Here is a 25533-nt window from a genome sequence, read left to right on the forward strand (position 1 = left end):
CGAGCGGATCGCTAGGGTCATGACGTGTTCCGAGCGCTCCGCCCCGTGCTCGCACGTCCGTCCGCCGCGGTCCGCACGTGCGTGCTCCTCGTCCTGCTCGCCGCCACCGGCATCGCCATCCTCGAACTCGTGCGGGAGCAGACCGGCACCCCGGGCTTCTTCGTCGGCCTCGGCCTGGCCCTGCTGCCGGTGGCCCCGCTCATGGCGGCCTTCCGGTGGCTGGGCCGGGCCGCGCCCGCGCCCTGGCCCCAGTTGCTGTTCTGCTTCGGCTGGGGTGCCTGCACCGCGGCGCTGATCGCCATACTGGCGAACAACTTCGCCACCGAGTGGATAGCCGCGGCCACCGCCGACCCCTCGGGCGCGGACCACCTCGGCTCGATCGCCATCGCCCCGGTGGTGGAGGAGAGCGCCAAGGCGGCCGCGCTGCTCCTGGTGTTCGTGTTCCGCAGAGGTCATTTCACCGGCCCGGCGGACGGTTTCGTGGCGGCCGGCTTCACCGCCACCGGCTTCGCCTTCACCGAGAACATCCTCTACCTCGGCAACGCCTTCGTTCAGGACCTGGCCGACGGGACCGGCGTACTGGACTCGGTGACCGCGGCGACCTTCTTCGTACGGATCGTGCTGTCGCCGTTCGCCCACCCGCTGTTCACCGTGCTCACCGGGCTCGGTTTCGGCGCGGCCGCCGTCAGCACGCGCCGTTCGCGCCGGGTGTGCCTGCCCCTGCTCGGTCTGGCGCCGGCCATGGGCCTGCACGCTCTGTGGAACGGCTCCTCGCGGTTCGGGGACCACGGCTTCTACGTGATGTACGTCTGCGTGATGGTCCCGTTGTTCGGGCTGCTGGTGTGGCTGGCGGTGCGGATAAGGGACCGCCGGCTGCGGGCCGTCGCCGGGGAGCTGGCGCAGTACGCGGCCGCGGGCTGGCTGGCACCCGCCGAGGTGCCCGCCCTGGCCTCGATGCCGGCCCGGTCGCTGGCCCGCGCCCTGGCGCGGCGCAGTGGGGGCCGGGCCGCCGGACGTGCGGTCGCCCGCTACGAGGCGGACGCCGCCGCCCTGGCGCTGCTGCGGAACCGCGCGCGCCGCGGGGGGCCGCTGCGGGAGGCGGATTTCGCGGGCCGGGAACGGGAGTTGCTGCACCGGCTGTGGCAGCGCCGCGCGACGGCGGGACCCGCGCTGGCCCGGGCCGCGGTGCTGGAGGAGCTGCTTCCGCCCTGGTTCGACCCCCTGCGGCCGGCGGTCGCGGCGGATGTTCCCGAGCCGCGCCGGGAAGAGCGCGGAGCGGAGCCGCGCGGGCCTCTGCGCCCGGAGCCGTCCCTCAGACGTCCAGACCCTTGGACTCCAGCCACGCCAGCGGGTCCATCGTCGATCCGCCCTTGCGTACTTCCAGGTGGAGATGGGGTCCGGTGACGTTCCCGGTGGCGCCGACCCGGCCGATGGTGTCGCCGCTGCCGACGGAGCCCGAGGTGACCGACATCGAGGAGAGGTGGCAGTACCAGACCTCCGTACCGTCCTCGAGCTGCAGCACGATCCGGTAGCCGTACGCCCCGGACCAGCCGGCCGAGGTGATCTTCCCGGCCCCCACGGCCTTGACCGGGGTGCCGGTCGGGGCCGCGAAGTCGAGGCCCGTGTGGTGGCCGGAGGACCACATGGAGCCGGAGGCTCCGTAGTGCGAGGTGAGGGTGTAGGCGGAGGTGGGCAGGGACCAGCTTCCGGCCGCTGCGGCGGGACGCTCCTGCGCCGCAGCGGCCTCGGCGGCCTTCCTGGCGGCCTCGGCCTCCTGCGCGGCCTTCGCCTCGGCCTGCGCCTTGGCCTCCTCGGCCGCCTGGCGGGCCGCTTCCAGCTTGTCCTTGGCCTCCTGGGCGGACGCCACCTGCGCGGCACGCTCGGCCTCCGCGCGCGCCTTCGCCTCGGCGGCCTCGTGCTGCGCGTCGGCCTGCTGGAGGATGCGGTTGCGCAGGAGCTCGCCGGGGTCCGCGCCGCGGTCGGCCTGCTGGGCGATGATCCCGATCGTGCCGCCGCGCTCGCCCTCGGCCTCCTGGCCGGAAGCCCCGTCGCCCTGACGGTCGTTGTCCCCGGTCACCAGGCCGGGGAGGGAGGGCAGGGATATGGCGACCTGCGGCCGGTCCTGCGCGGTGGCGATGCCGCTGGCACCGACGGCGGCGATGACACCGACGCCGAGGACCGTGGAGCTGCGGGCGAGCCCCCCGCGCTGCTTGGCGACACGGTGCTTGCCCCGCACCGGGCGGACCGTGTCCTCGGTGGGGTTCCACTCGCCCCAGGCACCCGCGGTGGGCGGCTCCTGGATCTCGATGCCTTCAGGAGCAGGCGAGTTGGAGGCCACGGGGGCACACTCCTCATTGACACGCACGCGCACGGTGCCGTCTCTTGCGACGGCCGGGACGACCGCGCTGCGTTATCGAAAGGTAATAGAAGTGAGGGAGTGATTCCAAGCTGTTGCGCTTGACCGTTCTCACCAATCAGCCACAGCCTGGCTTGCTTTGGCCACCTCTTTTCACCCTATAAATGGATCAACTCGGGCAAAAATCAAACGATTCGCCCATCCATCCGGCCGCAAGCACGACATGACTGACCATCAATCACCTTGCAGACAGCACCCGTTCGGTCACGCTGCGTCACGTGATGACGTCCACCCGCCTCACCGCCGGCCCCTGCCGGGCAGCCGCAGGTGCCGACGTACGCCGACGGGACGCGGGGACGGGCCGGGAACACGACGAAGGCCCGGTTCCCAAGGGAACCGGGCCTTCGTCTTCAGTAGCGGGGACAGGATTTGAACCTGCGACCTCTGGGTTATGAGCCCAGCGAGCTACCGAGCTGCTCCACCCCGCGTCGGTGAACACAACTCTACGCCATCGTGGAGCCGCCCTCCGCCAATTAACCGCCCACCCGCCCCAGGATCGACATCACCGCAGGTCAAAGACCTAAAACCGGTTCACATCCGGCCCGCATCCGGCCGGAATCCGGCCCCCGGCGAACCAAGATCATCTCTGTTGCGTGCCGGTGACACTGCAGGGATGGTTCCGCGATCGGATCCGGGCGAGGATTCACCTGTCGCCAAGGCCAGGGGGAAGACGGACCGGCCGGTCGACACAGACCACACTCCAAGCGGCTCGGCGCCCTGCCGATGCCCTCGTGATTCCTGGGGGGAGTCCACCATGTCCGTTCGCACCGCAGCCGCCATCGCAGTCGTCGCCGGCGTTGTCACCACTCTGCTTCCGCTCTCGGCCACCGCCGCGTCCGCCGCCGACGGCCAGGCCGTGCTCCGTACGGAGATGGGCGCTCCCGTCCCCGGCGGCCCGCTGACCCGCGGCGGCGCCACCGAGACCTTCGACCTCACGGTGAAGAACCCGACCGGCAAGGCCGTCGAGTACAAGCCGTGGATGCTTCTCGACCGCAAGGGCCCGAGCCTGCTCCAGGAGGACGACGTCGTATTCGAGGTCGAGGCGGTGGACGCCCCGGCGACCACGTCCTCGATCGGCCGGCAGGACGGCGAGTGGCAGGGCCTGTTCTCCCCGTCCGCCGGGGAGCCCGGCTCGGCCTTCGACATCCCCGCGAACGGCAAGATGACCTGGAAGGTAACCATCGGGCTCGGCGTGAACTACCCCACCAACAACGGCGACTTCAGCCTGACCGCCTCCAGCCACAACAACTCCGTCGCCCCCGGCGGCTCGGACTCCCACCTCTTCAAGGTCGACCCACAGATCAAGACGGGCGAGCTGAAGGCCTGGTTCAAGCAGGTCAGTTCGGGCAAGGACGGCCAGGAGCAGCGTGCGTACCTGGACCTGAACCACCAGGCCACCGGTGACGGCACGTTCAACGTCCCGCTCGCCACCAGCCTGGCCCTGTCCCACCCGGGCCAGGAGAAGGCCGACTTCCGCCTCCAGGCCCTGATCGACGGCCGCTGGCAGGACCTCGAAGCCAAGGACAGCCGCTACGAGCTGCCGCGCATCGCCAAGGGCTTCGGCGCCTCCTCCGGCGTCCACACCCAGCCGCTGCGGCTCAGCCTGGGCAAGGACACCAGGCTGACCAAGCGCACCATGATCACGATGGAGGCCGAGGTCCGCCAGGCCGAGGGCAACACCTGGCCGCTCAAGACCGTCCCGGTGCAGTTCCCGCTGGTCCCGATCACAGAGCCGGCCCCGACCGAGCCGACCCCGAACCCCACCACGCCGACCACCAGCCCGTCCCCGACGGCCTCACCCTCCTCCGCATCCACCGTCCGGCAGGCCGTCGCCACCACCACGGGCAACTCCGACGTGACGCCGACCGCGGGCTCCTCCACGGGCTCCCTGGCCAGTACCGGCGCCGGCTCGTCCACCGGCCTGTACGCCGGCCTCGCCGCGGCCCTGGTCGCGCTCGGCGCGGCCGCCGCCTGGCTCGGCCGCCGCCGCTCTGCCTGATCGCGCCCCCCACACCCCGAGCGCCCCGCCCGATCCCGGCGGGGCGCTTCACGTTGCGCGGGAGAGCGGTCAGGCGGCGGCCTGTTCGCGGCGGCGGGTCAGGACGCGGGTGGTGGAGCCGTCGTCCTCCCGCACGTCCCGGACGTGCGCGAAGCCGATGCGGGTCAGCAGGGACAGGGAGGCCGTGTTGGGCGCGGCCACCGTGGCGTGCACCTCGGTCAGGCCGAGGCGGTCGAAGGCGTACGCGACGACCGCCTCCGCGATCTCGGTGCCCAGTCCGCATCCCCAGGCCTCGGGGGCCAGCGCGTAGATGATCTCGTGGCCGTCGACCTCGTCGGTCCGCTTGATCTCGGCGTGCCCGACCAGCCGCCCGTCCCTGCGCACGGCCCAGACGTCGAAGAGCTCCTCGGCGTAGACCTTCGAGAAGACCCGCCCGAACAGGGCCCGGTCCTCGGCCTCGGTGGTGGGGCCGTCCCCCATCCACCGGGAGACCCGGGCATCCTGGAAGAGGGCGACGAAGGCTTCCTCGTCCTCGGGGATGTACGGGTCGAGCAGCAGGCGTTCGGTGCGCAGAACCGGAGTCACGGCGCCGACGCTACCGCCCACCTCCCGCGGGGACACCCCGGTTTACGGCCCCGCCGGTCCTGCTCCCGCCCCCGGCGGCCCGCCGCGGCCGCGCGCTGGGCCGCAACGCCGCTCCGTCCCGGGGCGTCCGCTCACGCACCGCTCACCGACGGGCCCGGAAACGACTGAGCGCCCCCTCCGGCCGAAACCAGAAGGGGCGCTCAGCACCAGGTCGGAGGGGAATCCCCCCACCTGGGAGCGGTAGGCCATGTCGGACTCGAACCGACAACCAACGGATTAAAAGTCCGCTGCTCTGCCAATTGAGCTAATGGCCCTCCGGGTGCTCACCCCAGAGCATAGCCGGACAGCGCCGGTCAGCCGATCGGGTATCGACCGACCGGCCTGTCGGCGTCAGTTCAGGGGCGCGCCGACGGCCGGACGCCGGCCGGGGGCGGGTGCCGGAGACCGTCCCGGACGTGCCGAGTTCGGGCGCTTGGCCATCGGCGGGGCGGATGGTGAGCGGCGCGGGACGGTCCTGGGTTCGGATCGCGGCAACACGCGACAGGGCCCCCACCGACCGGAGTCGTGGGGGCCCTGTCAGGCAGTCAGCTCAGCCGCGTCAGCCGTTGCGCTTCCAGCGCGGCTTGTCGTCGCGGCGGCCGCCGAAGCCGCCGGAGGGGCGGTCGTCGCGACGGAAGCCGCCACGGTCGCCACCACGGTCACCGCGGTCGTCACGGTTGAAGCCACCCGACGGACGGTCATCACGGCGGAAACCACCCGACGGACGGTCGTCGCGACGGAAACCGCCACGGTCGCCACCACGGTCACCGCGGTCGTCACGGTTGAAGCCACCCGACGGACGGTCATCACGACGGAAACCGCCACGGTCGCCACCACGGTCACCGCGGTCGTCACGGTTGAAGCCACCCGACGGACGGTCATCACGACGGAAACCACCCGACGGACGGTCGTCCCGACGGAAACCACCGGACGGACGGTCGTCCCGACGGAAACCGCCACGGTCGCCACCACGGTCACCGCGGTCGTCACGGCGGAAGCCGCCACGGTCGCCACCCCGGTCGCCACCGCGGTCGCCGCCGCGGTTGTCACGGCGCTCGAAGTTGCCGCGGTCGTCGCGCTGGGCGCGGTTCTCCTCGCGGCGCTCCTGGGCGGCGATCTCGGCGGCAGCGGCAGCGGCGGCAGCCGCGACCTCGGCCTCGGCGGCCTCGGCCACCTCGGCGACAGCGGCCTCCGGGTCCTCGCCGCGCTCACGCGCGGAACGGGCGACCAGGCGGTCGGCCTCCTCGCGCAGCTCCACGGCGCGGCGCGACAGGCGCTCCAGCTGCTTGGTGAGCTCGGCGACCTCGCGCTCGGCCTGCTTGGCGGCGTTGTTCGCGGAGTCGGCCTGGACCTCGGTCAGCGAACGGGCACCGGTGATCTCGGCGACCTCCGGCTCGAAGGCGCCGGCGCCCTGGACGATGTGGCGCGAGGCGTCGACGCCCGCGTCCTCCATCAGGCGGAAGATCTGGCGGCGCTGGTGCGGCAGCGCGAGGGAGACGACGACGCCGGACTTGCCGGCACGGGCGGTGCGGCCCGAGCGGTGCAGGTAGTCCTTGTGGTCACCGGCCGGGTCCACGTTCAGGACCAGGTCGATGCCGTCGACGTGGATGCCGCGGGCCGCGACGTCGGTGGCGACGAGCGCGTTGACGTAGCCGTCCTTGAAGTCGGCGAGGACGCGGGTACGGGCGCCCTGCGTCATGCCGCCGTGCAGGGCGTCGGCCTTGACGCCGGCCTCGACGAGCTGCTCGGCGATGCGGTCGGCGCCCAGCTGGGTGCGGACGAAGATGATGGTGCGGCCCTTGCGGGCGGCGATGGCGGCCGTGACCGGCGCCTTGTCCTTCGGCTTCACGACGAGCACGTGGTGCGTCATGGTCGTGACGTTGCCCTGGGCGCTGTCGACCTCGTGCGTGACCGGGTTGGTCAGGTAGCGCTTGACCAGGGTGCCGATCTCGTTCTCCATGGTGGCGGAGAAGAGCATGCGCTGGCCGCCCTCGGGGATCTGGTCGAGCAGCTCGGTGACCTCGGGCAGGAAGCCCAGGTCGGCCATCTGGTCGGCCTCGTCGAGGACCGCGACCTGGACGTTCTCCAGGGAGCAGGCACCGCGGTTGATGATGTCGCGCAGTCGGCCCGGGGTGGCGACGAGGACGTCGACACCGCGCTCCAGAGCGAAGATCTGGTTGCTCATGGAGGTACCGCCGCAGACGACCTTCATCTTCAGGCCGAGGACGTCGCCGTACGGCTGGAGGGCGTCCGCGACCTGCATCGCGAGCTCACGCGTCGGCGTCAGGATGATCGCGCGGGGCTTCTTCTTCTCGGTGTGGCCGCCGGCCAGCGTGGCCAGGGTCGGCAGACCGAAGGAGAGGGTCTTGCCGGAGCCGGTGCGGCCGCGGCCGAGGATGTCCTTGCCGGCCAGGGCGTCCGGGATGGTCGCGGCCTGGATCGGGAAGGGGGAGGTGACACCGTTCTGGGCGAGCTTGCGCACGATGCCGTCGGGCAGACCCAGGTCACCGAAGGTGATCGTGGGCTCGGCGTCGGCATCGGCGTCGAAGTCGTCGGTGGAGTCCTCGAAGGACTCTCCGCTCACGTCGGCCTCGAGAGCCTCGATGATGCCTTCCGCCTCCGCGGCCTCGATGGCCTCGGTGACGACGAGGGCCTCGGCGTCGATGATCTCGTTGGAGTCGTTCTCGGGCATGACGGAACGGTCAGAACTGGAAATGGACATGCGAAATGCGAAACCTTCCGGAGTCTCGGCACGCGCCCAAACTCCGTGAATCGCAAATCGACCGCCTCAATGCGGTCAGCCACGGCTAGGGAGAGTACGCGCCACGCGGCGCTCTTCGGATTCGGCGCCGGGCAATGGGATCAAACGATCTATAACCATACGCACCCTCCCCGGGGTCTGGCAAGTCGCTCCGGCAGAAACGTGCCTGACCTGCACAAACGTCCCGCATCGGCCGACTGCGAACCGCAGGTCGCGCCTAGGCCTGCGGCGCCGGCTGGGTGCTGGGCTCCGGCTGCGGGCTCGACGGACTCGGAGTGGGTTCCGTCACAGGCGGCGTCGGAAGCGGCAGCGCCGGGGTCGGGCTCGCCGACTGCTGACCGCCGCCGCCCGGCCCGCCCTGGCCGCCGGAACCGCCCGCACCTCCGGAACCACCCGTCGACGGCTCCTGGTGGCCCTGCCCGCCGGCGCCGCCGCCCGGTCCCGCCGACGGCACGGGCCCGCCCGGCGCCCCGCTCGGCGCACCCGGGCTGGGGGAGGCCCCGGTCGCGCCGGAGGCCTTGCCGTCGTCCCTGGGTCTGCCGTCCTGGCTCCCCGTACCGTCCTTCGCGCCGTGCCCGTTGCCGCGGACCCCCGCACCGCGCCCGGAGGCGGTACCGGCACCCGCCTCGGAGCCCGTGACCCGGTCCGCGGCGGCGGAGGGCCCCGGCTTCGCCGCGTCCTCGCCGACACTCATGCAGCCGGCCGTCGCCGCGACCGCGAGCGCGGTGACGGCCAGTCGGAGGGAAGCGGACAACTGGCGCACGGGGGCACCTCCGGAGCCTGGGGACGAAGGCCCGCAGGAGCGGGTCGATGTGCCCAACTCCCTTTGCCCCGCATGGGACACGCCCTCAGGCGAACAGTTGTCGCGCCACCTGCGAGCCGAGGTGCACCGCCCCCAGCCCCACCAGCACCGACATCGCGACGTTCGCCGCCGCCAGGAAGCCCCACCCGCGCTCGGCCAGCCGCAGCGTCTCGTAGGAGAAGGTCGAGTACGTGCCCAGCGCCCCGCACAGCCCGGGCCCCAGCAGCAGCGCCGCCCACGAGGAGGCGGCCCCGGCCAGCGCCGCGCCGGTCAGCACCCCCAGCACCAGGCAGGCGACCGCGTTCACGACGAAGGTCCCCCACGGGAAGACGGAGTCGTGCCGCTGCTGCACCGCACGGTCCGTCATGTAGCGCAGCGGCGCACCGACGACCGCGCCCGCCACCACGAGCAGCCAGTTCACCGGACCACCCGGTCCGTCCCCCGGTCCGCCCCCCTGCCCCGTACGGCGAGCCTGGTCACCGAGGCCGCCGCCCACACCGCGCCCAGCGCCGCCACCACCGTGAGCCCCGCGTAGGCCAGCGCGGACCGCGCCTCCCCCTCGTCGAGGAGCCGCGAGAAGTCCAGCGCGTACGTGGAGAAGGTGGTGAAGCCGCCGAGGACGCCGACCCCGGCGAAGGGCCGCAGCAGCGGATGCGGCGCCGTCCGCCCGCCCTCGCTGATCAGCACCATCAGTACGCCGATCAGCGCGCACCCGGAGGCGTTGACCCACAGGGTCGCCCACGGGAACGCCCCGGGCGCCGCCGGCCAGAGCAGAAGGATCCCGTACCGCGCCGAGGCCCCGACCGCTCCGCCGGCGGCCACCGCCGCGAGCACCCGGCCCTGCGGCTCGGCCCGCTGCGCGGGCACGTGCAGGTCGACGTCCGGGTCGATCGCCTCGGCGCCCGGAGCCGGCCGGGAGTCCTTTCGGGTCACCCGTACCCCAGCGCGTGCAGTCGCTCGTCGTCGATCCCGAAGTGGTGGGCGATCTCGTGCACCACGGTGACCTCCGTCTCCGCGACCACGCTCTCCCGGTCCTCGCACATCCGCAACGTGGGATTGCGGTAGATGGTGATCCGGTCCGGCAGCACCCCGGCGTACCACTCGCCGCGGTCCGTCAGCGGGGTCCCCTCGTACAGCCCGAGCAGCTCGGGGTCGTCCGCGGGCGGTTCGTCCTCGACGAACACCGCCACGTTGTCCATCAGCCGCGTCAGCTCCGGCGGAATGCGGTCCAGGGCCTCTGCGACGAGCTCCTCGAACTCCTCGCGCGTCATCTCCAGCACCCGGCCATTGTCGCTCCGGGGGAAACCGTTTTGGCGATAGCTCCCCGGATCCCATATGCTTCTCACGTCCCCGACGCGCTGAAGAAGTGCCCGGTGGGTCTTTAGCCCTCATCGTCTAGTGGCCCAGGACGCCGCCCTTTCAAGGCGGTAGCACGGGTTCGAATCCCGTTGGGGGTACGCATCACCGTGTGCAAGACTTGCTCTCGCACACTGCAAGGTCCTGTGGAGCAGTTGGTTAGCTCGCCACCCTGTCAAGGTGGAGGTCGCGGGTTCAAGTCCCGTCAGGATCGCTGAAACCGGAAACGGTTTCGTGGCTGGGTAGCTCAGTTGGTACGAGCGATCGCCTGAAAAGCGATAGGTCGCCGGTTCGACCCCGGCCCCAGCCACCATCGGAAGGCCCCGTCCATCGGACGGGGCCTTCCTGCGTCACTCGGCCTCTTCCGCGGGGCCGGAGCGACGGCGCCACTGCACGGCACCGAAGACCACCGCCCCCACGGCGACCAGTGCGAGCAGCGCCCCGTCCGGGACCGCCTCGGCCAGCGTCCGGACCCGCTGCTCCACCGCGAAGGAGTCGTCCACGTCCAGCAGCCCCGGCAGTGCGCTCGCCCCGTCGTAGACGAGGAACAGCACACCCAGGGTGATGAAGAACAGCCCGGACAGCAGCGAGGTGGTGTGCAGCTCGAAGCGGCCCACGCGCAGGGCCCGGCCGCGAAGCCAGCGCCGCCGGCCCAGCTCGAACCGCTCCCACAGCAGGGCCATCACGAACAGCGGCACGGCCATCCCCAGCGCGTAGACCGCGAGCAGCAGGCCGCCGTAGACCGGGCTGCCGCTGACCGCCGCGACCGTCAGGACGCTGCCCAGGATCGGGCCCGCGCAGAAGCCGGCCAGCCCGTAGACCGCGCCGAGCGCGTACACGGACAGGGCGGTGGTCGGCCGGATCCTCCCCGACAGCTCCGAGATCCGCCGCGAGGCGAAGCCCAGGCCCAGGATCTGCGCCACGCCGAGCGCGATGATCAGCCAGCCGCCGGCCAGGACCAGCTGGTCGCGGTTGCTGTGGAAGAACCGCCCGGCGTACGAGCCGGCCGCCCCCAGCGGTACGAGGGTGCTCGCGAGGCCCGCGTAGAAGATGCCGGTGCGGGCCAGCAGCCGTGAGGGGGAGTCGATCGAGTACGCGAAGAAGGCCGGCAGGAGCAGGGCGCTGCAGGGGCTGAGCAGCGCGAGGAGGCCGCCCAGCAGGGCGGCCAGGTATCCGATGTCGGTCACGGCTTCGCCGCCGCCTCGGCCTGCGCGATGGCGGTGGCGAAGGCGCCGAGCGGCTGGGCGCCGGCGATCGGCTTGCCGTTGACGAGGAAGGACGGGGTGGAGGTGACGCCGATGCGGTAGCCCTCCTCCTGGTCCTTCTTCAGGGCCGCCGCCGCCTGCTCGCCGGCCATGTCGGCCTTGAAGCGGTCCAGGTCGGGGACACCGGCCTCGCGGGCCAGCTCCAGGAGCCGCGGCTCGGCGAAGCCCTTCTCCTTGGAGCCGTCGGCGTACGCGGCCGAGTGGAAGGTGGCGAACCGGTCCTGCTGCCCGGCGGCCCAGGCGGCCCGGGCGGCGGCCTCCGACTCGGCGCCGAAGATGGGGAAGTTGCGCCACTCGATGCGCAGGGTGCCGTTCTCGACGTACTTCTTCACCAGCTCGGGCTCGGTGTCCCGGGCGAACTTGCCGCAGTACCCGCACTTGAAGTCGGAGTACTCGATGAGCACGACGGGCGCGTCCGCGCGGCCGACGGCGAGCTTGTCACCGGCCTCGCGGCGGGCCAGCGCCTGGAGCGCGGCGGAGGTGTCGGTCCGGGGCGCGGCGGCGGCGGTCGCGGAGCCGGCGGCGCCCTTCTCGGCGGGGGCGGTGGCCTGCCAGGAGACGATGCCGAGGGTGACGGCGGCGAGGGCGACTCCCGTACAGATCAGCAGCGGCCTGACCGCGGACCTGGTCGTGCCCTTGGTCTTGGTCTTGGTCTTGGTCTTCGGCGTGGTCTTGGAAGAGGACATGCGGGTGCTCCAGCGTTACGGGTGGCGAGGCGGACCGGTGAGGTGACGGGTCCTCCTAGACCCGCATCACGGACAGCTCCACCGGGCCGGGCGCCGCCCGTACGGGACCCCGTACGCGGACCCGTACGGGCGGGTCGGCGTGCGGCCGGGCCGCCGCGGGCACCGGCCGGCCGGGCGGGACCTGTGCGTGGTCGCCGCCGGCCCGGGGCGGGACGGCGGGCGTACCGCCCCGGTCGGGGGAGGCGGGGGCGCAGGAGGGGCCGCCGCCCTGGACCGCCGGATCGGCGCGGGGACGGTCGGGCAGCGGCGCCGCCCGGTAGGCGTCGGACGCCGTCGGGGCCGCGGCCGTGGCCGGGGGCTGCCGGGAGGCGGGCAGAAGCGTTCCGGCAGCGGCGGGGGCCGTCCCGCCCAGCAGCACCGCCAGGACCGCGAGCACGGCGCAGCCGAAGAGGCGGGGGCGGTACAAGGTGGGCTGCCTCTCACTCGTGCGGCCGAGGGACTCGTCCCGAAATGGTACGGGTCCACCCGACAAATGCGTTCGCCACCCGGAGGGCCCAGGTGAGATCCTCGATCAGGTATGTCTACTTCCTTCGCCGCCCTGCAGACGCTTCTCGGTGAGATCTCCCTCCGTGACGCGCACCGCCTCGGCCGCCGCCTCGAAGGCGCCCGCCGTATCCGCAAGCCCGAGGCCAAGCAGGCCGTGCTCGACGAGATCGCCGCGGAGGCCGCGAAGGCCGCCGAGCGACTGGCCGGCCGCGCCTCGCGGATGCCGGAGGTCACGTATCCCGAGAACCTGCCCGTCAGCCAGAAGAAGGACGAGATCGCCGAGGCGATACGCGACCACCAGGTCGTGATCGTCGCGGGCGAGACCGGCTCCGGCAAGACCACGCAGATCCCCAAGATCTGCATGGAGCTGGGCCGTGGCGTCCGGGGCATGATCGGGCACACCCAGCCCCGGCGGATCGCCGCCCGCACCGTCGCGGAGCGCATCGCCGAGGAGCTGAAGTCCGAGATCGGTCAGACCGTCGGCTGGAAGGTCCGGTTCACCGACCAGGTGAACCAGGACGCCACCTTCGTGAAGCTGATGACCGACGGCATCCTGCTCGCCGAGATCCAGACGGACCGCGAGCTGCGCGCCTACGACACGATCATCATCGACGAGGCCCACGAGCGGTCGCTGAACATCGACTTCCTGCTCGGCTACCTCGCCACACTGCTGCCCAAGCGGCCCGACCTCAAGGTGATCATCACCTCCGCGACCATCGACCCGGAGCGCTTCTCCCGCCACTTCGGCGACGCCCCGATCGTCGAGGTCAGCGGGCGGACGTACCCGGTGGAGGTGCGCTACCGGCCCCTCCTGGAGGAGGACTCCGAGGACTCCGACCGCGACCAGATCACCGCGATCTGCGACGCCGTGGACGAACTCCAGGGCGAGGGCGCCGGCGACATCCTGGTCTTCCTCTCCGGCGAGCGCGAGATCCGCGACACCGCCGACGCACTGATCAAGAAGAAGCTCCGCTTCACCGAGGTGCTGCCGCTCTACGCCCGCCTCTCCCACGCCGAGCAGCACCGGGTCTTCCAGCAGCACACCGGCCGCCGGATCGTGCTCGCGACCAACGTCGCCGAGACCTCCCTGACCGTGCCGGGCATCAAGTACGTGATCGACCCGGGCACGGCCCGGATCTCCCGCTACAGCCACCGCACCAAGGTGCAGCGCCTGCCGATCGAGCGGATCTCGCAGGCCAGCGCCAACCAGCGCAAGGGCCGCTGCGGCCGTACCAGCGACGGCATCTGCATCCGGCTGTACTCCGAGGACGACTTCAACGCCCGTCCCGAGTTCACCGACGCCGAGATCCTGCGCACGAACCTGGCCTCCGTCATCCTCCAGATGACCGCCGCCGGGCTCGGCGAGATCGAGAAGTTCCCCTTCATCGACCCGCCGGACCACCGCAACATCCGCGACGGCGTACAGCTCCTGCAGGAGCTCGGGGCGCTGGACCCGGCCGAGAAGGACCCGTCGAGGCGCCTGACGCAGATGGGCCGCAAGCTGTCCCAGCTGCCCGTCGACCCGCGGCTGGCCCGCATGGTCATCGAGGCCGACAAGAACAACTGCGTCCGCGAGGTCATGGTCATCGCGGCGGCCCTGTCCATCCAGGACCCGCGCGAGCGGCCCTCGGACAAGCAGACCCAGGCCGACCAGCACCACGCCCGGTTCAAGGACGAGACCAGCGACTTCCTGTCGTTCCTCACCATGTGGCGCTACGTCCGCGAGCAGCAGAAGGAGCGCGGCTCCTCCTCCTTCCGCCGGATGTGCAAGCAGGAGTACCTGAACTTCCTGCGGATCCGCGAGTGGCAGGACATCTACTCCCAGCTGCGCACGGTCGCCAAGGGCATGGGCATCCACGTCAACGAGGCCGACGCCCCCGAGCAGGTCGTCCACGTCTCGCTGCTGGCCGGACTGCTCTCGCACATAGGGCTCAAGGACACCGACAAGAACGAGTACCTCGGTGCCCGCAGCGCCAAGTTCGCGATCTTCCCGGGCTCGTCGCTGTTCAAGAAGCAGCCGAAGTTCGTGATGTCGGCCGAGCTGGTGGAGACCTCGCGGCTGTGGGCCAGGGTCAACGCCAAGGTGGAGCCCGAGTGGGTGGAGCCGCTGGCGCAGCACCTGGTCAAGCGCACCTACAGCGAGCCGCACTGGGAGAAGGACCAGGCGGCCGTGATGGCGTACGAGAAGGTCACGCTGTACGGCGTGCCGATCGTCGCCCAGCGGAAGATCAACTACGGCCGGATCGACCCCGAGGTCTCGCGCGAGCTGTTCATCCGCAACGCGCTGGTCGAGGGCGACTGGCGCACCCACCACAAGTTCTACGCCGACAACCGCAAGCTCCTCACCGAGGTGGAGGAGCTGGAGAACCGGGCCCGGCGCCGCGACATCGTGGTGGACGACGAGACCCTCTTCGACTTCTACGACCAGCGGATCCCCGAGCACGTGGTGTCCGGGGCGCACTTCGACTCCTGGTGGAAGCACAAGAAGCGCGACGAGCCCGAACTGCTCGACTTCGAGCGGGAGATGCTGCTCACGGAGAAGGCGGCCGGCGTCACCAAGGCCGACTATCCGGACTCCTGGCGGCAGGGGCAGCTGAAGTTCCGGGTGACCTACCAGTTCGAGCCCGGCGCGGACGCGGACGGCGTGACCGTCCACATCCCGCTGCAGGTGCTGAACCAGGTCACCGACGAGGGCTTCGACTGGCAGATCCCGGGCCTGCGCGAGGAGGTCGTCACCGAGCTGATCCGCTCGCTGCCCAAACCGATCCGCCGGCACTACGTGCCCGCGCCGAACTACGCGGGGCGGTTCCTGGGCACTGCCGTGCCGCTGCAGGAGCCGCTGCCGGTCACCCTCGCCCGTGAGCTCCAGCGGATGGTCGGGGTGCCGGTGTCGGCCGAGGACTTCGACCTGACCCGGATCCCCGACCACCTGAAGATCACCTTCCGGATCGTCGACGAGCGTCGCCGCAAGATCGCCGAGGACAAGGACCTGGAGGCCCTGCGGCTCAAGCTGAAGCCGAAGGCCCGCCAGGCCCTCTCCAAGGCCGCGGCCGCCACCGCCGAGCGCGCGGGCGGGGAGTCGGTGGAGCGCACCGGGCTGACCGACTGGACCATCGGCGCCCTGACCAAGGTCTTCGAGACCCGCCGGGCGGGCCAGCCGGTCAAGGCGTACCCGGCGCTCGTGGACGACGGCGCGAGCGTCTCCGTACGGCTCTTCGACACCGAGGCGGAGCAGCAGCAGGCGATGTGGCTCGGCACCCGTCGGCTCATCCTGCTGAACATCCCGGTGAACCCGGCCAAGTTCGCCTCGGACCACCTCACCAACCAGCAGAAGCTGGCCCTGTCCAGGAACCCGCACGGCTCGATCCAGGCGCTGTTCGACGACTGTGCGACGGCGGCGGCCGACAAGCTCATCGCCGACCACGGCGGCCCGGCGTGGGACGAGGCGGGCTTCCGCAAGCTCTACGAGGCCGTCCGCGCCGACCTGGTGGACACGACCGTCCGGGCGGTGAACCAGGTGCAGCAGGTGCTGGCCGCCTGGCAGGCCTGTGAGCGGCGCCTGAAGGCCACCTCCAGCCTCGCCCTGGTCGCGAACATCCAGGACGTCAGAACGCAGCTGGCGGCGCTGATGCCGGCCGGCTTCGTGACGCTCACCGGGCTGCGCAGGCTGCCGGACCTGATGCGCTACCTGGTGGCGGCGGACCGGCGGCTCCAGCAGATGCCCACGGGGGTCCAGCGCGACACCACGCGCATGGAGAAGGTCCACGAGATGCAGGACGAGTACGCCTGGCTGCTGGAGCAGCTGCCGAAGGGACGGCCCGTCCCCGCCACCGTGACCGACATCCGCTGGATGATCGAGGAGCTGCGCGTCAGCTACTTCGCGCACGCCCTCGGCACGGCGTACCCGATCTCCGACAAGCGGATCGTGAAGGCGGTGGACGCGGCGGCCCCCTGATCGGTTCGACCGCACCCCCTGAGCTGCTGTACAGTCTGATTCGCAGCCGCCGCAGAGCGGCCGCGAATCAAGGTCCTGTGGAGCAGTTGGTTAGCTCGCCACCCTGTCAAGGTGGAGGTCGCGGGTTCAAGTCCCGTCAGGATCGCAACAACGTCAGGGCCCGTGTCCCCCAGGGGATACGGGCCCTGACGCGTTGGCCGGCGGGACCGCCCGGGCCGGGTTGGGGATCCGACCGCCCGGCTGCCGGCCGACCGCCGCCCGAACTGCCCGAACGCCCGCCCGCGCGTCGGCGGGCGTTCTCGTACGCGTCCCTTCCCCGCCTCTCCCGCGACCGGCTGCCGCGTGGACCGCGGCGGCGGCTGGATCGGCTCTTCGCCGTCTCCGGCCCCGCTCTCGCCGAGAATCCCCCGTTCGCATGATGTCCACGCGAGCCACTTCCCCTTTACGGGGTGCATTGCCGGATATACAAGAGTGATCATCTGTGACGGGTGTCACCGCACGAGTTTTTGGAAGTCACACTTTTATCGCATCCATACGCCCGCTCGATTTAATATGTGCAATGGTACCCACCCGGTCAGGCATCCTCGTCGGCCTCGACACTCCGCTGACCTGGGCATAAAAAGATCGCGCTGGACCCGGCGGAGTCCAGCGCGACCGAACGACCCGAGAACCTGTTGGGGCAGGCCGGGCCGTATGAAGCAATGTGGGTTTTCGTCGGATTGGGGGACCCGACACAGACCCGTTAAAGCGGGGTGTTTACGCGACCTCAGGCCTCGCTGCGCTGCTGCGGAATTCCCGCCAGCAGTGCGCGGACCTCGGCCTCGCGGTACCGGCGGTGTCCACCCAGGGTGCGGATGGACGTGAGCTTGCCAGCCTTGGCCCAGCGGGTGACCGTCTTCGGGTCCACGCGGAACATCGTGGCAACCTCAGCCGGGGTCAGCAGCGGCTCGGCATCAGGGGTGCGAGCGGTCATGAGCGGCCTCCTCGGGAGAACCGAACCATCTCGGTTCTTTCCTCTAAATTCTGCACCTTGGCCCGCGTTGCCCGAAATGGACATACGCGGGCCGAGTCGGTTATAGGACGAACGGCTTGTCCTCGGCACTACAACTACACCATCCGTCCAGCCTCGACGGCCAAACCGACGGAATTGCCCTCCGAGGTGTTCATCAGCGGCGGAAGCCCGATGGACCGTCCCATAACGGACAGTCACCCCACTGTGACGATCAGTCACAGAGCGATCAGGAGTCGTCAGACCCCCCGTAGAGTGCAATGCCGAGCATTCCGCCCTTAGTTGGGCGGAAGGAACCCTCCCCGGACTCCTTGTCCTATTTTGGCACGAGGGTAGGGGAAGGGCGCAAGGGTGTGGTTAGTGCGGTCCGTCACGCTTGGGCCAATGGCCCGTATCGGGACGTAGGTCCTGGCACTACGTCCCAAATGCCACGATCAGGCCTCTGATCAGCCAGTTTTGTCCGAACGACCGATACGCGGCGGTACGTACGGACTCCCAAATGGTGAAACCAGCCACACCGGTGACTTTCGGCCTAATTCGCGAAAAGCCGCTCCCGGACCGCCCTCCACCGCTCCGCCAGCCCCGCGTACGTGCCCGCCGCGCCCTCGGCGTCCCCCGCCCGCAGGGCCGCGATGCCCGCCGCGAGATCCCCCGCCGAGCGGTCGGCCGCCAGCCGGTCCGCGGGCAGGGCGTGCACCAGCCCGCCGTAGTCCAGCTCGACCATCGACCGCGGATGGAACTCCTCCAGCCAGCTCCCCACCTCGACCAGGCCCTCGGCGAGCATCCCGTACCCCTCCGCGTCGCGCAGCGTCCGCAGGGCCCGGGCGAGCCGCCGGCGCGCCTGCACCATCGGCGTCCGGTAGCGCAGCAGCTCCCCCGGCACGTACTCCCTCTCCTCGTCCGCCACCAGCACGAACCAGCGCAGCGGGATCTGCCACACCCCCGTGCGGATCCACGGGCGCGCGTCCGGGTTCCGCTCGCGCCAGCGCTCGTACTCCTCGGCCGCCCGCCGACGGGCCGGCGGCGGGAGCGCCGCGTCCAGCACCGGGCGCGGGAACTGGTCGACCAGCTCCTCCAGCGCCAGCCAGCCGCGCAGCCGGGTGCGCCACGGACAGACCAGCAGCACCCCGTCGACCTGCGCGGTGAACGCGTCGGCGCTCTCCTGCGTCGGCACCCCCACCACGGGCACCCGTACCAAGTCCGCCAGCGACCGGCGCAGTTCGTCCTGGGCGGTCGGGGCCGTCCCGCGCCGGGCGTACTGCGCCCAGTGCGTGCGCTCCGGCTCCGCGAAAGCGGCCAGGGGTTCGTAGACGCGCAGGTAGGAGGCGTACGGGACGGCCGGCGCCGAGCGGGCGGAGGGCAGCAGGGGATCGGAGGATTCGGTCACCCTCTCGTACTCCCCCCTTCAGGGGCCCGCTTCACCTCCGGGCCGCCCGTCACCCGGCCCGGGACCCTGCCGTACTCCAGGAGTGTTTCGATCCCCGGACAGATCACCCCCATCCGGCCTACAGGTCTTACGCTGCTCCCAGCACGCCCTCCCCCACCCGCAGGGGGGCGTCTTTCCGCCGCATCTCTTCCATGGGAGTCACCACCGTGACCGAAATGACCGACGGCGTCCTGCACACCCTGTTCCGTACGGAGCAGGGCGGCCACGAGCAAGTCGTGCTGTGCCAGGACCGAGCCACCGGCCTGAAAGCCGTCATCGCGATCCACTCCACCGCCCTGGGCCCCGCCCTCGGTGGTACGCGTTTCCACGCCTACGCCTCGGACGAGGAGGCCGTGCGTGACGCGCTCAACCTCTCCCGCGGCATGTCCTACAAGAACGCCATGGCCGGTCTCGGCCTCGGCGGCGGCAAGGCCGTGATCATCGGTGACCCCGACGTCATCAAGACCGAGGAGCTCCTGGAGGCCTACGGCCGCTTCGTGGAGTCCCTCGGCGGCCGTTACGTGACCGCCTGCGACGTCGGCACCTTCGTCGCCGACATGGACGTCGTCGCCCGTGAGACCCGCTGGGCCACCGGCCGCTCCCCCGAGAACGGTGGCGCCGGAGACTCCTCGGTGCTCACCGCCTACGGCGTCTTCCAGGGCATGCGCGCCAGCGCGCAGCACCTGTGGGGCGACCCGACGCTGCGCGGCCGCAAGGTCGGCGTCGCGGGCGTCGGCAAGGTCGGCCACTACCTGGTGGAGCACCTGCTGGAGGACGGCGCCGAGGTCGTCATCACCGACGTCCGCCAGGAGTCGGTGCAGCGCATCCTCGACAAGCACCCGGGCAAGGTCACCGCGGTCGCCGACACGGACGCCCTGATCCGCGTCGAGGGCCTGGACATCTACGCCCCGTGCGCGCTCGGCGGCGCCCTGAACGACGAGACGGTCCCGGCCCTCACCGCCACCATCGTGTGCGGCGCGGCCAACAACCAGCTCGCCCACGCGGGCATCGAGAAGGACCTCGCGGACCGCGGCATCCTCTACGCCCCGGACTACGTGGTCAACGCGGGCGGGGTCATCCAGGTCGCCGACGAGCTGCACGGCTTCGACTTCGACCGGTGCAAGGTGCAGGCCACGAAGATCTTCGACACCACGCTGGAGATCTTCGCTCGTGCGAAGGCGGACGGTATCCCGCCGGCCGCGGCGGCCGACCGGATCGCCGAGCAGCGCATGGCCGACGGCCGCCGGACCCTCCCGGTGACGGCCTCCTAGGGGCCCCTCGCGAGACCCGCCGGGGTGCGGCGAGACGGAACTCACTGCACTTCGGCGGGTCGCCCGCCAGGAAAGGGTTAAAATCGCAGCTGACCAGCGAGGACGGGGCGCCTTGCTGGTTCTGCACCGGGGCGCGTCATGTGGGCGGCGTACCGTATGGCCGCGGAAGCAGGTACCGTTAAACCCCTACGGACGGTCTCTCCACGGAGAGCCCGCTCCGAACCATGAACGCGTGTCAGACTCTGGGGCCGTCGAGCCCCGTCACCGAGGGGGTCGAGCCATGGGGCGCGGCCGGGCCAAGGCCAAGCAGACAAAGGTCGCCCGCCAGCTGAAGTACAACAGCGGCGGGACTGACCTCTCGCGTCTGGCCAATGAGCTGGGCGCATCGCCGACAGAGCCGCTGCAGATCAGCGAGCCGGTCGAAGTCGATGACGAGCTGGATGACGACGACGACCCGTACGCCAGGTACGCGGATCTCTACAACAGCGATGACGAGGACGAGGACGACGAGTCCGGTCCGTCGGCACAGCGTCGCGGCGCTTGACGCCCTGAGGCGTCTGCACGACACGACACAGACTGAAACCCGGTCCAGGGCATTAGGCCCCGGGCCGGGTTTCAGTGCTGCTCAGCTCGCGTAGGAACCGGTGAGGGCCGCGCCCTCGGTGCGGTCGCCGCGCTCCAGGATCTCGCCCGCGACCCAGGCGTCGACGCCCCGGTCGGCCAGCGCGGTCAGCGCCACGTCCACGGAATCGGCGGGCACGACGGCCATCATGCCGACGCCCATGTTCAGGGTCTTCTCCAGCTCCAGCTGCTCCACCTGCCCGGCCTTGCCGACCAGGTCGAAGATCGCGCCGGGGGCCCAGGTCGAACGGTCGACCGTGGCGTGCAGGTGGTCCGGGATGACCCGGGCCAGGTTCGCCGCGAGGCCGCCGCCGGTGATGTGCGAGTACGCGTGCACCTCGGCCGTACGGGTGAGCGCCATGCAGTCCAGCGAGTAGATCTTGGTGGGTTCGAGCAGCTCCTCGCCGAGGGTCCGGCCGAGCTCCTCCACATGGCGGTCGAGCGACATGCCGGCACGGTCGAAGAGGACGTGGCGGACCAGCGAGTACCCGTTCGAGTGAAGGCCGGAGGATGCCATCGCGATGACGGCGTCACCCGTACGGATGCGATCCGCGCCGAGCAGGCGGTCGTACTCGACGACACCCGTTCCGGCGCCCGCCACGTCGAAGTCGTCCGGGCCCAGCAGGCCGGGGTGCTCGGCGGTCTCGCCGCCCACCAGGGCGCAGCCGGCGAGGACACAGCCCTCGGCGATGCCCTTGACGATGGCGGCGACACGCTCGGGGTGCACCTTGCCGACGCAGATGTAGTCGGTCATGAAGAGCGGCTCGGCGCCGCAGACGACGATGTCGTCCATGACCATCGCGACCAGGTCGTGGCCGATGGTGTCGTACACGCCCAGCTGGCGGGCGATGTCCACCTTCGTGCCGACCCCGTCGGTGGCGGAGGCCAGCAGGGGGCGCTCGTACCGCTTGAGGGCGGAGGCGTCGAAGAGGCCGGCGAAACCGCCGAGGCCGCCGAGGACCTCGGGGCGCTGCGTCTTCTTCACCCACTCCTTCATCAGCTCGACGGCGCGGTCTCCGGCTTCGATGTCGACGCCCGCGGCTGCGTAGCTGGCACCGGTGGTCTTCTCTGTCATGACAGGAGAGAGCTTTCGTGTCGTTACTGCGGTTGGTGCGGGGCCCTGGGAAAAGCCTGAAAGACAGGGCCCCGCGCAGGTCGAGCCGGGGACTTACGGGCGACGGAGCGCGTCGGCGGCGTCCGCGCCGCCGGCCAGCTCGGTCTCCAGGAGCTGCTTGCCGAGGAGCTGCGGGTCGGGGAGCTCCATCGGGTACTCGCCGTCGAAGCAGGCACGGCAGAGGTGGGGCTTCTGGATCGTCGTCGCCTCGATCATCGAGTCGATCGAGATGTACGAGAGGGAGTCCGCGCCCAGGGACGTGGCGATCTCGTCGACCGTCATGCCGTTGGCGATGAGCTCGGCCCGGGTGGCGAAGTCGATGCCGAAGAAGCACGGCCACTTCACCGGCGGCGAGGAGATCCGGATGTGGACCTCCGCCGCGCCGGCCTCGCGGAGCATCTTGACCAGGGCACGCTGGGTGTTGCCGCGGACGATCGAGTCGTCCACGACCACCAGGCGCTTGCCCCGGATGACTTCCTTGAGGGGGTTGAGCTTCAGGCGGATGCCGAGCTGGCGGATCGTCTGCGACGGCTGGATGAAGGTCCGGCCGACGTAGGCGTTCTTGACCAGGCCCGAGCCGTACGGAATCCCGCTGGCCTCGGCGTATCCGACCGCGGCGGGCGTGCCGGACTCCGGCGTCGCTATCACCAGGTCGGCCTCGACCGGGGCTTCCTTGGCCAGGCGCCGACCCATCTCGACACGCGAGAGGTAGACGTTCCGGCCGGCGATGTCGGTGTCCGGGCGCGCCAGGTAGACGTACTCGAAGACACAGCCCTTGGGCTTCGCTTCCGCGAATCGGGAGGTGCGCAGGCCGTTCTCGTCGATCGCGATGAGCTCGCCCGGCTCGACCTCGCGGACGAAGCTGGCGCCGCAGATGTCGAGGGCGGCGGTCTCACTCGCGACCACCCAGCCGCGCTCCAGGCGGCCGAGGACCAGCGGGCGGATGCCCTGCGGGTCACGGGCGGTGTAGAGGGTTCCCTCGTCCATGAACACCAGCGAGAAGGCTCCCTTGACCTGCGGGAGGACCCTGGCGGCCGACTCCTCGATGGTCAGGGGCTTGCCGTCTTCGTCCACCTGGCCGGCCAGCAGGGCCGTGACCAGGTCGGTGTCGTTGGTGGCGGCCACCTGGGTGGCACGGCCGTCCTGACGGGGGAGGTCGGCGACCATCTCGGCGAGCTCGGCGGTGTTCACCAGGTTGCCGTTGTGACCCAGGGCCAGGGAGCCGTGGGCGGTCGCGCGGAAAGTGGGCTGCGCGTTCTCCCACACGGATGCGCCGGTGGTCGAATAGCGGGCGTGACCGACCGCGATATGACCTTGGAGCGAACCGAGGGAGGTTTCGTCGAAGACCTGGGAAACGAGGCCCATGTCCTTGAAGACGAGGATCTGGGAACCGTTGCTCACAGCGATTCCCGCGGACTCTTGTCCACGGTGCTGTAGCGCATACAGTCCGAAGTAGGTGAGCTTGGCGACCTCTTCACCCGGAGCCCAGACACCGAAGACGCCGCAAGCGTCCTGGGGGCCCTTTTCGCCGGGGAGCAGGTCGTGGTTGAGTCGTCCATCACCACGAGGCACGCTCCCGAGTGTAGGCGAGATCGACCACTGGTCCGAATTGGGGACGGCCGGGAAATGTCACAGCACAGAGGGTGACGGGAACCCCACGTCTCGGTATTGGATCACCTTGTCGGCATCTACGAACGCATGCGCACAGGCGCTCGGCCGCGCGGCCTCTCGGTGACCGCGCCGTCACCCTCGTCGAGTGCCGGTACGCCGGCTGAGCCGCGTCGCGAAGCGCCCTCCGCCGCCGCTGCGCACATCCGGCAACTCTTCCTCTCCCCTCCCCTTTTCCGTTCCGCCCGCCCTGATCCCACGTGCCGCGCACCGTCTGGCGCCGCTACCGGTGCGGCCCGCGAACCGCGCCGCAGTGCTACTTGTGCCTTCGTACGAGAAGAGGCTGTCCCGGCGTGCCTTCACAGGCGCCCGTCGGCGTGCCCGCGGCCTACTCGGCGTCGGACGGCGCCTCGGCGATCAGGCCCTTGCCGTCCGCGGCGGTGAGGGTCAGCAGACGGCCCTCGATGCCCCAGACCAGGGGGCCGCTCGCGAACAATTCGGTCAGCTTCTGCTCGACCTCGCCCGCCGGGCCGTCGCACGCCATCCGCGTGGTGGTGAGCGGCCCGAAGGTGAGCCTGTCGCCGTCGCGGGTGGCCTGGGCGCTGAACCGGTTGCAGCCGAGGGTCCCGCTCACCGACAGGTCGGCGGCGATGGTGAACCGGGCCGTGCCGGAGGCCCCCGCGGGCAGCGAGGACACCGACCCGCCGCTGATCAGGGACTGGACGGTCCACTCGACCGCGGTCAGCGGAGCGTCCGGGACGGCGGGCTCCGAGGTCATGGCGATGGTGCTTCCGTCGGCGGTCTTCAGAGTGAGCCGGTCGGGCCCCCGGTCGATGGCCAGCCGTCCGGTGAACAGCTTGGCGAAGGCCGTCTCGAACTCCATGTCCGCGCAGGCCATGGTGGTCGTGGCGCCGGGCGTCACGGTCACCGCGGAGGTGCCCGCGAAGGAGAGGGCCGCCGTGAAGCGGTTGCAGCCGTAGTTGCCCTTGGCCTGGTTCTCGCCGATGTCCAGACGGGCCGTTTCCGGGGCGTGCAGGGTGCGGCCGCCCGTGGTCAGGGAATCCACGGACCAGCGGCCCACCGGGTCGGGGAGCACCGCGCCCGAGCCGGTTCCCTGCCCGTCCTGGCCGCAGCCGGCCGCGGCGAGCGCGAGTACGAGGGCCAGCCCCGCGGGGATGTGGACGTGCCGGAGGGTACGCATGCCCCTGGGACGAACGCGCCGGGCGGTCGGTTCCCCCACACTCCCGGCCCCCGCTCAGCCCATCAGGGGGAGCAGCGCCGACAGGTCGGCCCGTTCGCCGCCGGCCCGCACCTGGGCCCCGTCGAGCGCCGCGGCCCACGACGTACGGCCCGTCGCCAGCCGGATCCAGGTCAGCGGGTCGGTCTCCACCACGTTCGGCGGGGTGCCGCGGGTGTGGCGCGGGCCCTCGATGCACTGGACCACCGCGAAGGGCGGGATCCGTACCTCGACCGACCCGCCGGGGGCCCGCAGGGCCAGGGAGTCGGCGAGCAGCCGGGTGCAGGCGGCCAGCGCCTGCCGCTCGATCGGGATGTCCAGTCCGGCGGCCCGGTTCAGGTCGTCGGTGTGCACCACCAGCTCCACCGTTCTGGTGACCAGGAAGTCGGCCAGGGTCATGTCCCCGACCCACAGCTGGAGCACCCGCCCGCCCGGGTTCGCCGCGAGCTCCCGGGCCATGGCGGTGGCCGCCCGGTCGTACAGCTCGGGCAGGGACGCGCCGGTCAGGGCCTCCCGGGCCGCCTCGGAGATCTTCCCGGCGAGGGAGGCGGTGGCGAAGGGCCACTCGACGGCGGTCAGTTCGGCGACGGCGGCGGGCGGCCTCGCCAGGCCTACGGCCAGCGAGTCCGCGATCCACGCGATGTGCGCGGCGAGGTCGGCGACGGTCCAGTCCCCGAGCCCGCTGGGCCGTTCCAGCTGCTCGGGGCCCAACTCCCCGACGGCCCGTCCGACATGGCCGAACTGTGCGATCACGGCCGCCCTGATCTTGGCGTCGTCGTACCTACGGGTCTTGGGTGCCATGCCGGGAGTCTGCCCGATCCGTCGCCGCCTCCGCAG

21 protein-coding genes and 6 tRNA genes are annotated in these 25533 nt (G+C 71.1%); 9 read left to right on the forward strand and 18 right to left on the reverse strand.

Annotation, left to right across the window (positions count from 1 at the left end):
* Positions 1–24: 24 nt before the first annotated feature.
* Positions 25–1404 carry a PrsW family intramembrane metalloprotease gene (locus ACFWFZ_RS18675; protein WP_387123630.1) on the forward strand — a complete coding sequence of 460 codons (1380 nt, stop codon included), beginning with the start codon at positions 25–27 and terminating at the stop codon, positions 1402–1404.
* Here ACFWFZ_RS18675 and ACFWFZ_RS18680 read toward each other — a convergent pair.
* Together ACFWFZ_RS18680 and ACFWFZ_RS18685 are read right to left on the reverse strand one after the other, a co-directional pair.
* On the reverse strand, positions 1313–2338 hold the full coding sequence (locus ACFWFZ_RS18680; protein WP_387123632.1) for a M23 family metallopeptidase: 1026 nt from the start codon (positions 2336–2338) through the stop codon (positions 1313–1315). The two genes, ACFWFZ_RS18675 and ACFWFZ_RS18680, sit on opposite strands and share 92 nt — an antisense overlap.
* 432 nt (positions 2339–2770) lie before the next feature.
* Positions 2771–2844, reverse strand: a tRNA-Met gene (locus ACFWFZ_RS18685).
* A gap of 326 nt (positions 2845–3170) precedes the next feature.
* Between ACFWFZ_RS18685 and ACFWFZ_RS18690 the strand changes: the two genes are divergently transcribed.
* Complete coding sequence (locus ACFWFZ_RS18690) at positions 3171–4415, forward strand: hypothetical protein (protein ID WP_387123634.1); 1245 nt, start codon at positions 3171–3173, stop codon at positions 4413–4415.
* A gap of 69 nt (positions 4416–4484) precedes the next feature.
* On the opposite strand, the gene ACFWFZ_RS18695 is transcribed toward ACFWFZ_RS18690, so the two are convergent.
* The 7 genes from ACFWFZ_RS18695 to ACFWFZ_RS18725 form a co-directional block, all read right to left on the reverse strand.
* Complete coding sequence (locus ACFWFZ_RS18695) at positions 4485–5000, reverse strand: GNAT family N-acetyltransferase (RefSeq protein WP_387123636.1); 516 nt, start codon at positions 4998–5000, stop codon at positions 4485–4487.
* A 241-nt stretch (positions 5001–5241) separates the two neighbouring features.
* Positions 5242–5314: transfer RNA gene (locus ACFWFZ_RS18700), tRNA-Lys, on the reverse strand.
* Positions 5315–5598: 284 nt separating this feature from the next.
* A complete protein-coding gene (locus ACFWFZ_RS18705) occupies positions 5599–7761 on the reverse strand; it encodes a DEAD/DEAH box helicase (protein WP_387123638.1) in 2163 nt (720 codons plus the stop codon).
* A 256-nt stretch (positions 7762–8017) separates the two neighbouring features.
* Positions 8018–8563 carry a hypothetical protein gene (locus tag ACFWFZ_RS18710; RefSeq protein WP_387123639.1) on the reverse strand — a complete coding sequence of 182 codons (546 nt, stop codon included), beginning with the start codon at positions 8561–8563 and terminating at the stop codon, positions 8018–8020.
* Between the two features lie 85 nt (positions 8564–8648).
* Positions 8649–9023: a fluoride efflux transporter FluC gene (locus ACFWFZ_RS18715; protein WP_387123641.1), complete on the reverse strand. Its 375-nt coding sequence runs from the start codon at positions 9021–9023 to the stop codon at positions 8649–8651.
* On the reverse strand, positions 9020–9535 hold the full coding sequence (locus ACFWFZ_RS18720) for a CrcB family protein (protein ID WP_387123643.1): 516 nt from the start codon (positions 9533–9535) through the stop codon (positions 9020–9022). The genes ACFWFZ_RS18715 and ACFWFZ_RS18720 overlap by 4 nt, the downstream gene beginning before the upstream one ends.
* The gene (locus tag ACFWFZ_RS18725; RefSeq protein ID WP_030012899.1) at positions 9532–9882 is read right to left on the reverse strand and encodes a metallopeptidase family protein; all 351 of its coding nucleotides are present in this window, start codon (positions 9880–9882) and stop codon (positions 9532–9534) included. The genes ACFWFZ_RS18720 and ACFWFZ_RS18725 overlap by 4 nt, the downstream gene beginning before the upstream one ends.
* A 104-nt stretch (positions 9883–9986) precedes the next feature.
* On the opposite strand from ACFWFZ_RS18725, the gene ACFWFZ_RS18730 reads away from it, so the two are divergent.
* From ACFWFZ_RS18730 to ACFWFZ_RS18740, 3 genes are all read left to right on the forward strand, one after another.
* Positions 9987–10059 (forward strand) — tRNA-Glu (locus ACFWFZ_RS18730).
* Positions 10060–10098: 39 nt separating this feature from the next.
* A tRNA-Asp gene (locus ACFWFZ_RS18735) sits at positions 10099–10172 on the forward strand.
* A 22-nt stretch (positions 10173–10194) separates the two neighbouring features.
* Positions 10195–10271: transfer RNA gene (locus ACFWFZ_RS18740), tRNA-Phe, on the forward strand.
* Between the two features lie 37 nt (positions 10272–10308).
* On the opposite strand, the gene ACFWFZ_RS18745 is transcribed toward ACFWFZ_RS18740, so the two are convergent.
* From ACFWFZ_RS18745 to ACFWFZ_RS18755, 3 genes are read right to left on the reverse strand one after another with little or no spacing between them, the layout of a single operon-like run.
* Positions 10309–11145, reverse strand: coding sequence for a cytochrome c biogenesis CcdA family protein (locus ACFWFZ_RS18745; RefSeq protein WP_387123645.1), 837 nt, complete (start codon positions 11143–11145; stop codon positions 10309–10311).
* Entirely contained in the window at positions 11142–11909 is a 768-nt protein-coding gene (locus ACFWFZ_RS18750; protein WP_387123647.1) for a DsbA family protein, read from the reverse strand. Before ACFWFZ_RS18750 ends, ACFWFZ_RS18745 begins: the two co-directional genes overlap by 4 nt.
* A 55-nt stretch (positions 11910–11964) precedes the next feature.
* Positions 11965–12375, reverse strand: coding sequence for a hypothetical protein (locus tag ACFWFZ_RS18755; RefSeq protein ID WP_387123649.1), 411 nt, complete (start codon positions 12373–12375; stop codon positions 11965–11967).
* 111 nt (positions 12376–12486) lie between these two features.
* Between ACFWFZ_RS18755 and hrpA the strand changes: the two genes are divergently transcribed.
* Together hrpA and ACFWFZ_RS18765 are read left to right on the forward strand one after the other, a co-directional pair.
* The gene (gene hrpA / locus ACFWFZ_RS18760; protein ID WP_387123651.1) at positions 12487–16410 is read left to right on the forward strand and encodes an ATP-dependent RNA helicase HrpA; all 3924 of its coding nucleotides are present in this window, start codon (positions 12487–12489) and stop codon (positions 16408–16410) included.
* 71 nt (positions 16411–16481) lie between these two features.
* Positions 16482–16555: transfer RNA gene (locus ACFWFZ_RS18765), tRNA-Asp, on the forward strand.
* A gap of 621 nt (positions 16556–17176) precedes the next feature.
* Here ACFWFZ_RS18765 and bldC read toward each other — a convergent pair.
* A complete protein-coding gene (bldC, locus tag ACFWFZ_RS18770) occupies positions 17177–17383 on the reverse strand; it encodes a developmental transcriptional regulator BldC (protein WP_003949541.1) in 207 nt (68 codons plus the stop codon).
* A 568-nt stretch (positions 17384–17951) separates the two neighbouring features.
* On the reverse strand, positions 17952–18806 hold the full coding sequence (locus tag ACFWFZ_RS18775; protein WP_387123653.1) for a hypothetical protein: 855 nt from the start codon (positions 18804–18806) through the stop codon (positions 17952–17954).
* A gap of 191 nt (positions 18807–18997) precedes the next feature.
* Here ACFWFZ_RS18775 and ACFWFZ_RS18780 point away from each other — a divergent pair, with 191 nt between their 5' ends.
* Both ACFWFZ_RS18780 and ACFWFZ_RS18785 read left to right on the forward strand, forming a co-directional pair.
* The gene (locus ACFWFZ_RS18780) at positions 18998–20116 is read left to right on the forward strand and encodes an amino acid dehydrogenase (protein ID WP_079025728.1); all 1119 of its coding nucleotides are present in this window, start codon (positions 18998–19000) and stop codon (positions 20114–20116) included.
* Between the two features lie 280 nt (positions 20117–20396).
* Positions 20397–20660, forward strand: a complete 264-nt coding sequence (locus tag ACFWFZ_RS18785; protein WP_387123655.1) for a DUF3073 domain-containing protein — start codon at positions 20397–20399, stop codon at positions 20658–20660.
* 81 nt (positions 20661–20741) lie between these two features.
* Here the strand turns inward: ACFWFZ_RS18785 and purM are convergent, their stop codons facing one another.
* The 4 genes from purM to ACFWFZ_RS18805 all read right to left on the reverse strand — a co-directional run bounded on the left by purM (position 20742) and on the right by ACFWFZ_RS18805 (position 25497).
* Positions 20742–21812, reverse strand: a complete 1071-nt coding sequence (gene purM, locus ACFWFZ_RS18790) for a phosphoribosylformylglycinamidine cyclo-ligase (RefSeq protein ID WP_387123657.1) — start codon at positions 21810–21812, stop codon at positions 20742–20744.
* 93 nt (positions 21813–21905) lie between these two features.
* Positions 21906–23423, reverse strand: coding sequence for an amidophosphoribosyltransferase (gene purF / locus ACFWFZ_RS18795; protein WP_387123659.1), 1518 nt, complete (start codon positions 23421–23423; stop codon positions 21906–21908).
* A gap of 424 nt (positions 23424–23847) precedes the next feature.
* Complete coding sequence (locus ACFWFZ_RS18800) at positions 23848–24660, reverse strand: META domain-containing protein (RefSeq protein ID WP_387123661.1); 813 nt, start codon at positions 24658–24660, stop codon at positions 23848–23850.
* 54 nt (positions 24661–24714) lie between these two features.
* On the reverse strand, positions 24715–25497 hold the full coding sequence (locus ACFWFZ_RS18805; protein ID WP_387123663.1) for a sterol carrier family protein: 783 nt from the start codon (positions 25495–25497) through the stop codon (positions 24715–24717).
* Positions 25498–25533: the final 36 nt, after the last annotated feature.

It is taken from the genome of Streptomyces sp. NPDC060232 (assembly GCF_042726555.1).
Taxonomy (GTDB): Bacteria; Actinomycetota; Actinomycetes; order Streptomycetales; family Streptomycetaceae; genus Streptomyces.

Excerpts from the sequence above, each read along its gene's own strand:
- ACFWFZ_RS18690 (WP_387123634.1), top strand. The coding sequence starts at position 3,171 with ATGTCCGTTCGCACCGCAGCCGCCATCGCAGTCGTCGCCGGCGTTGTC.
- ACFWFZ_RS18705 (WP_387123638.1), bottom strand. The coding sequence starts at position 7,761 with ATGTCCATTTCCAGTTCTGACCGTTCCGTCATGCCCGAGAACGACTCC.
- ACFWFZ_RS18750 (WP_387123647.1), bottom strand. The coding sequence starts at position 11,909 with ATGTCCTCTTCCAAGACCACGCCGAAGACCAAGACCAAGACCAAGACC.
- hrpA (WP_387123651.1), top strand. The coding sequence starts at position 12,487 with ATGTCTACTTCCTTCGCCGCCCTGCAGACGCTTCTCGGTGAGATCTCC.
- bldC (WP_003949541.1), bottom strand. The coding sequence starts at position 17,383 with ATGACCGCTCGCACCCCTGATGCCGAGCCGCTGCTGACCCCGGCTGAG.
- ACFWFZ_RS18780 (WP_079025728.1), top strand. The coding sequence starts at position 18,998 with ATGGGAGTCACCACCGTGACCGAAATGACCGACGGCGTCCTGCACACC.
- ACFWFZ_RS18785 (WP_387123655.1), top strand. The coding sequence starts at position 20,397 with ATGGGGCGCGGCCGGGCCAAGGCCAAGCAGACAAAGGTCGCCCGCCAG.
- purM (WP_387123657.1), bottom strand. The coding sequence starts at position 21,812 with ATGACAGAGAAGACCACCGGTGCCAGCTACGCAGCCGCGGGCGTCGAC.
- ACFWFZ_RS18800 (WP_387123661.1), bottom strand. The coding sequence starts at position 24,660 with ATGCGTACCCTCCGGCACGTCCACATCCCCGCGGGGCTGGCCCTCGTA.
- ACFWFZ_RS18805 (WP_387123663.1), bottom strand. The coding sequence starts at position 25,497 with ATGGCACCCAAGACCCGTAGGTACGACGACGCCAAGATCAGGGCGGCC.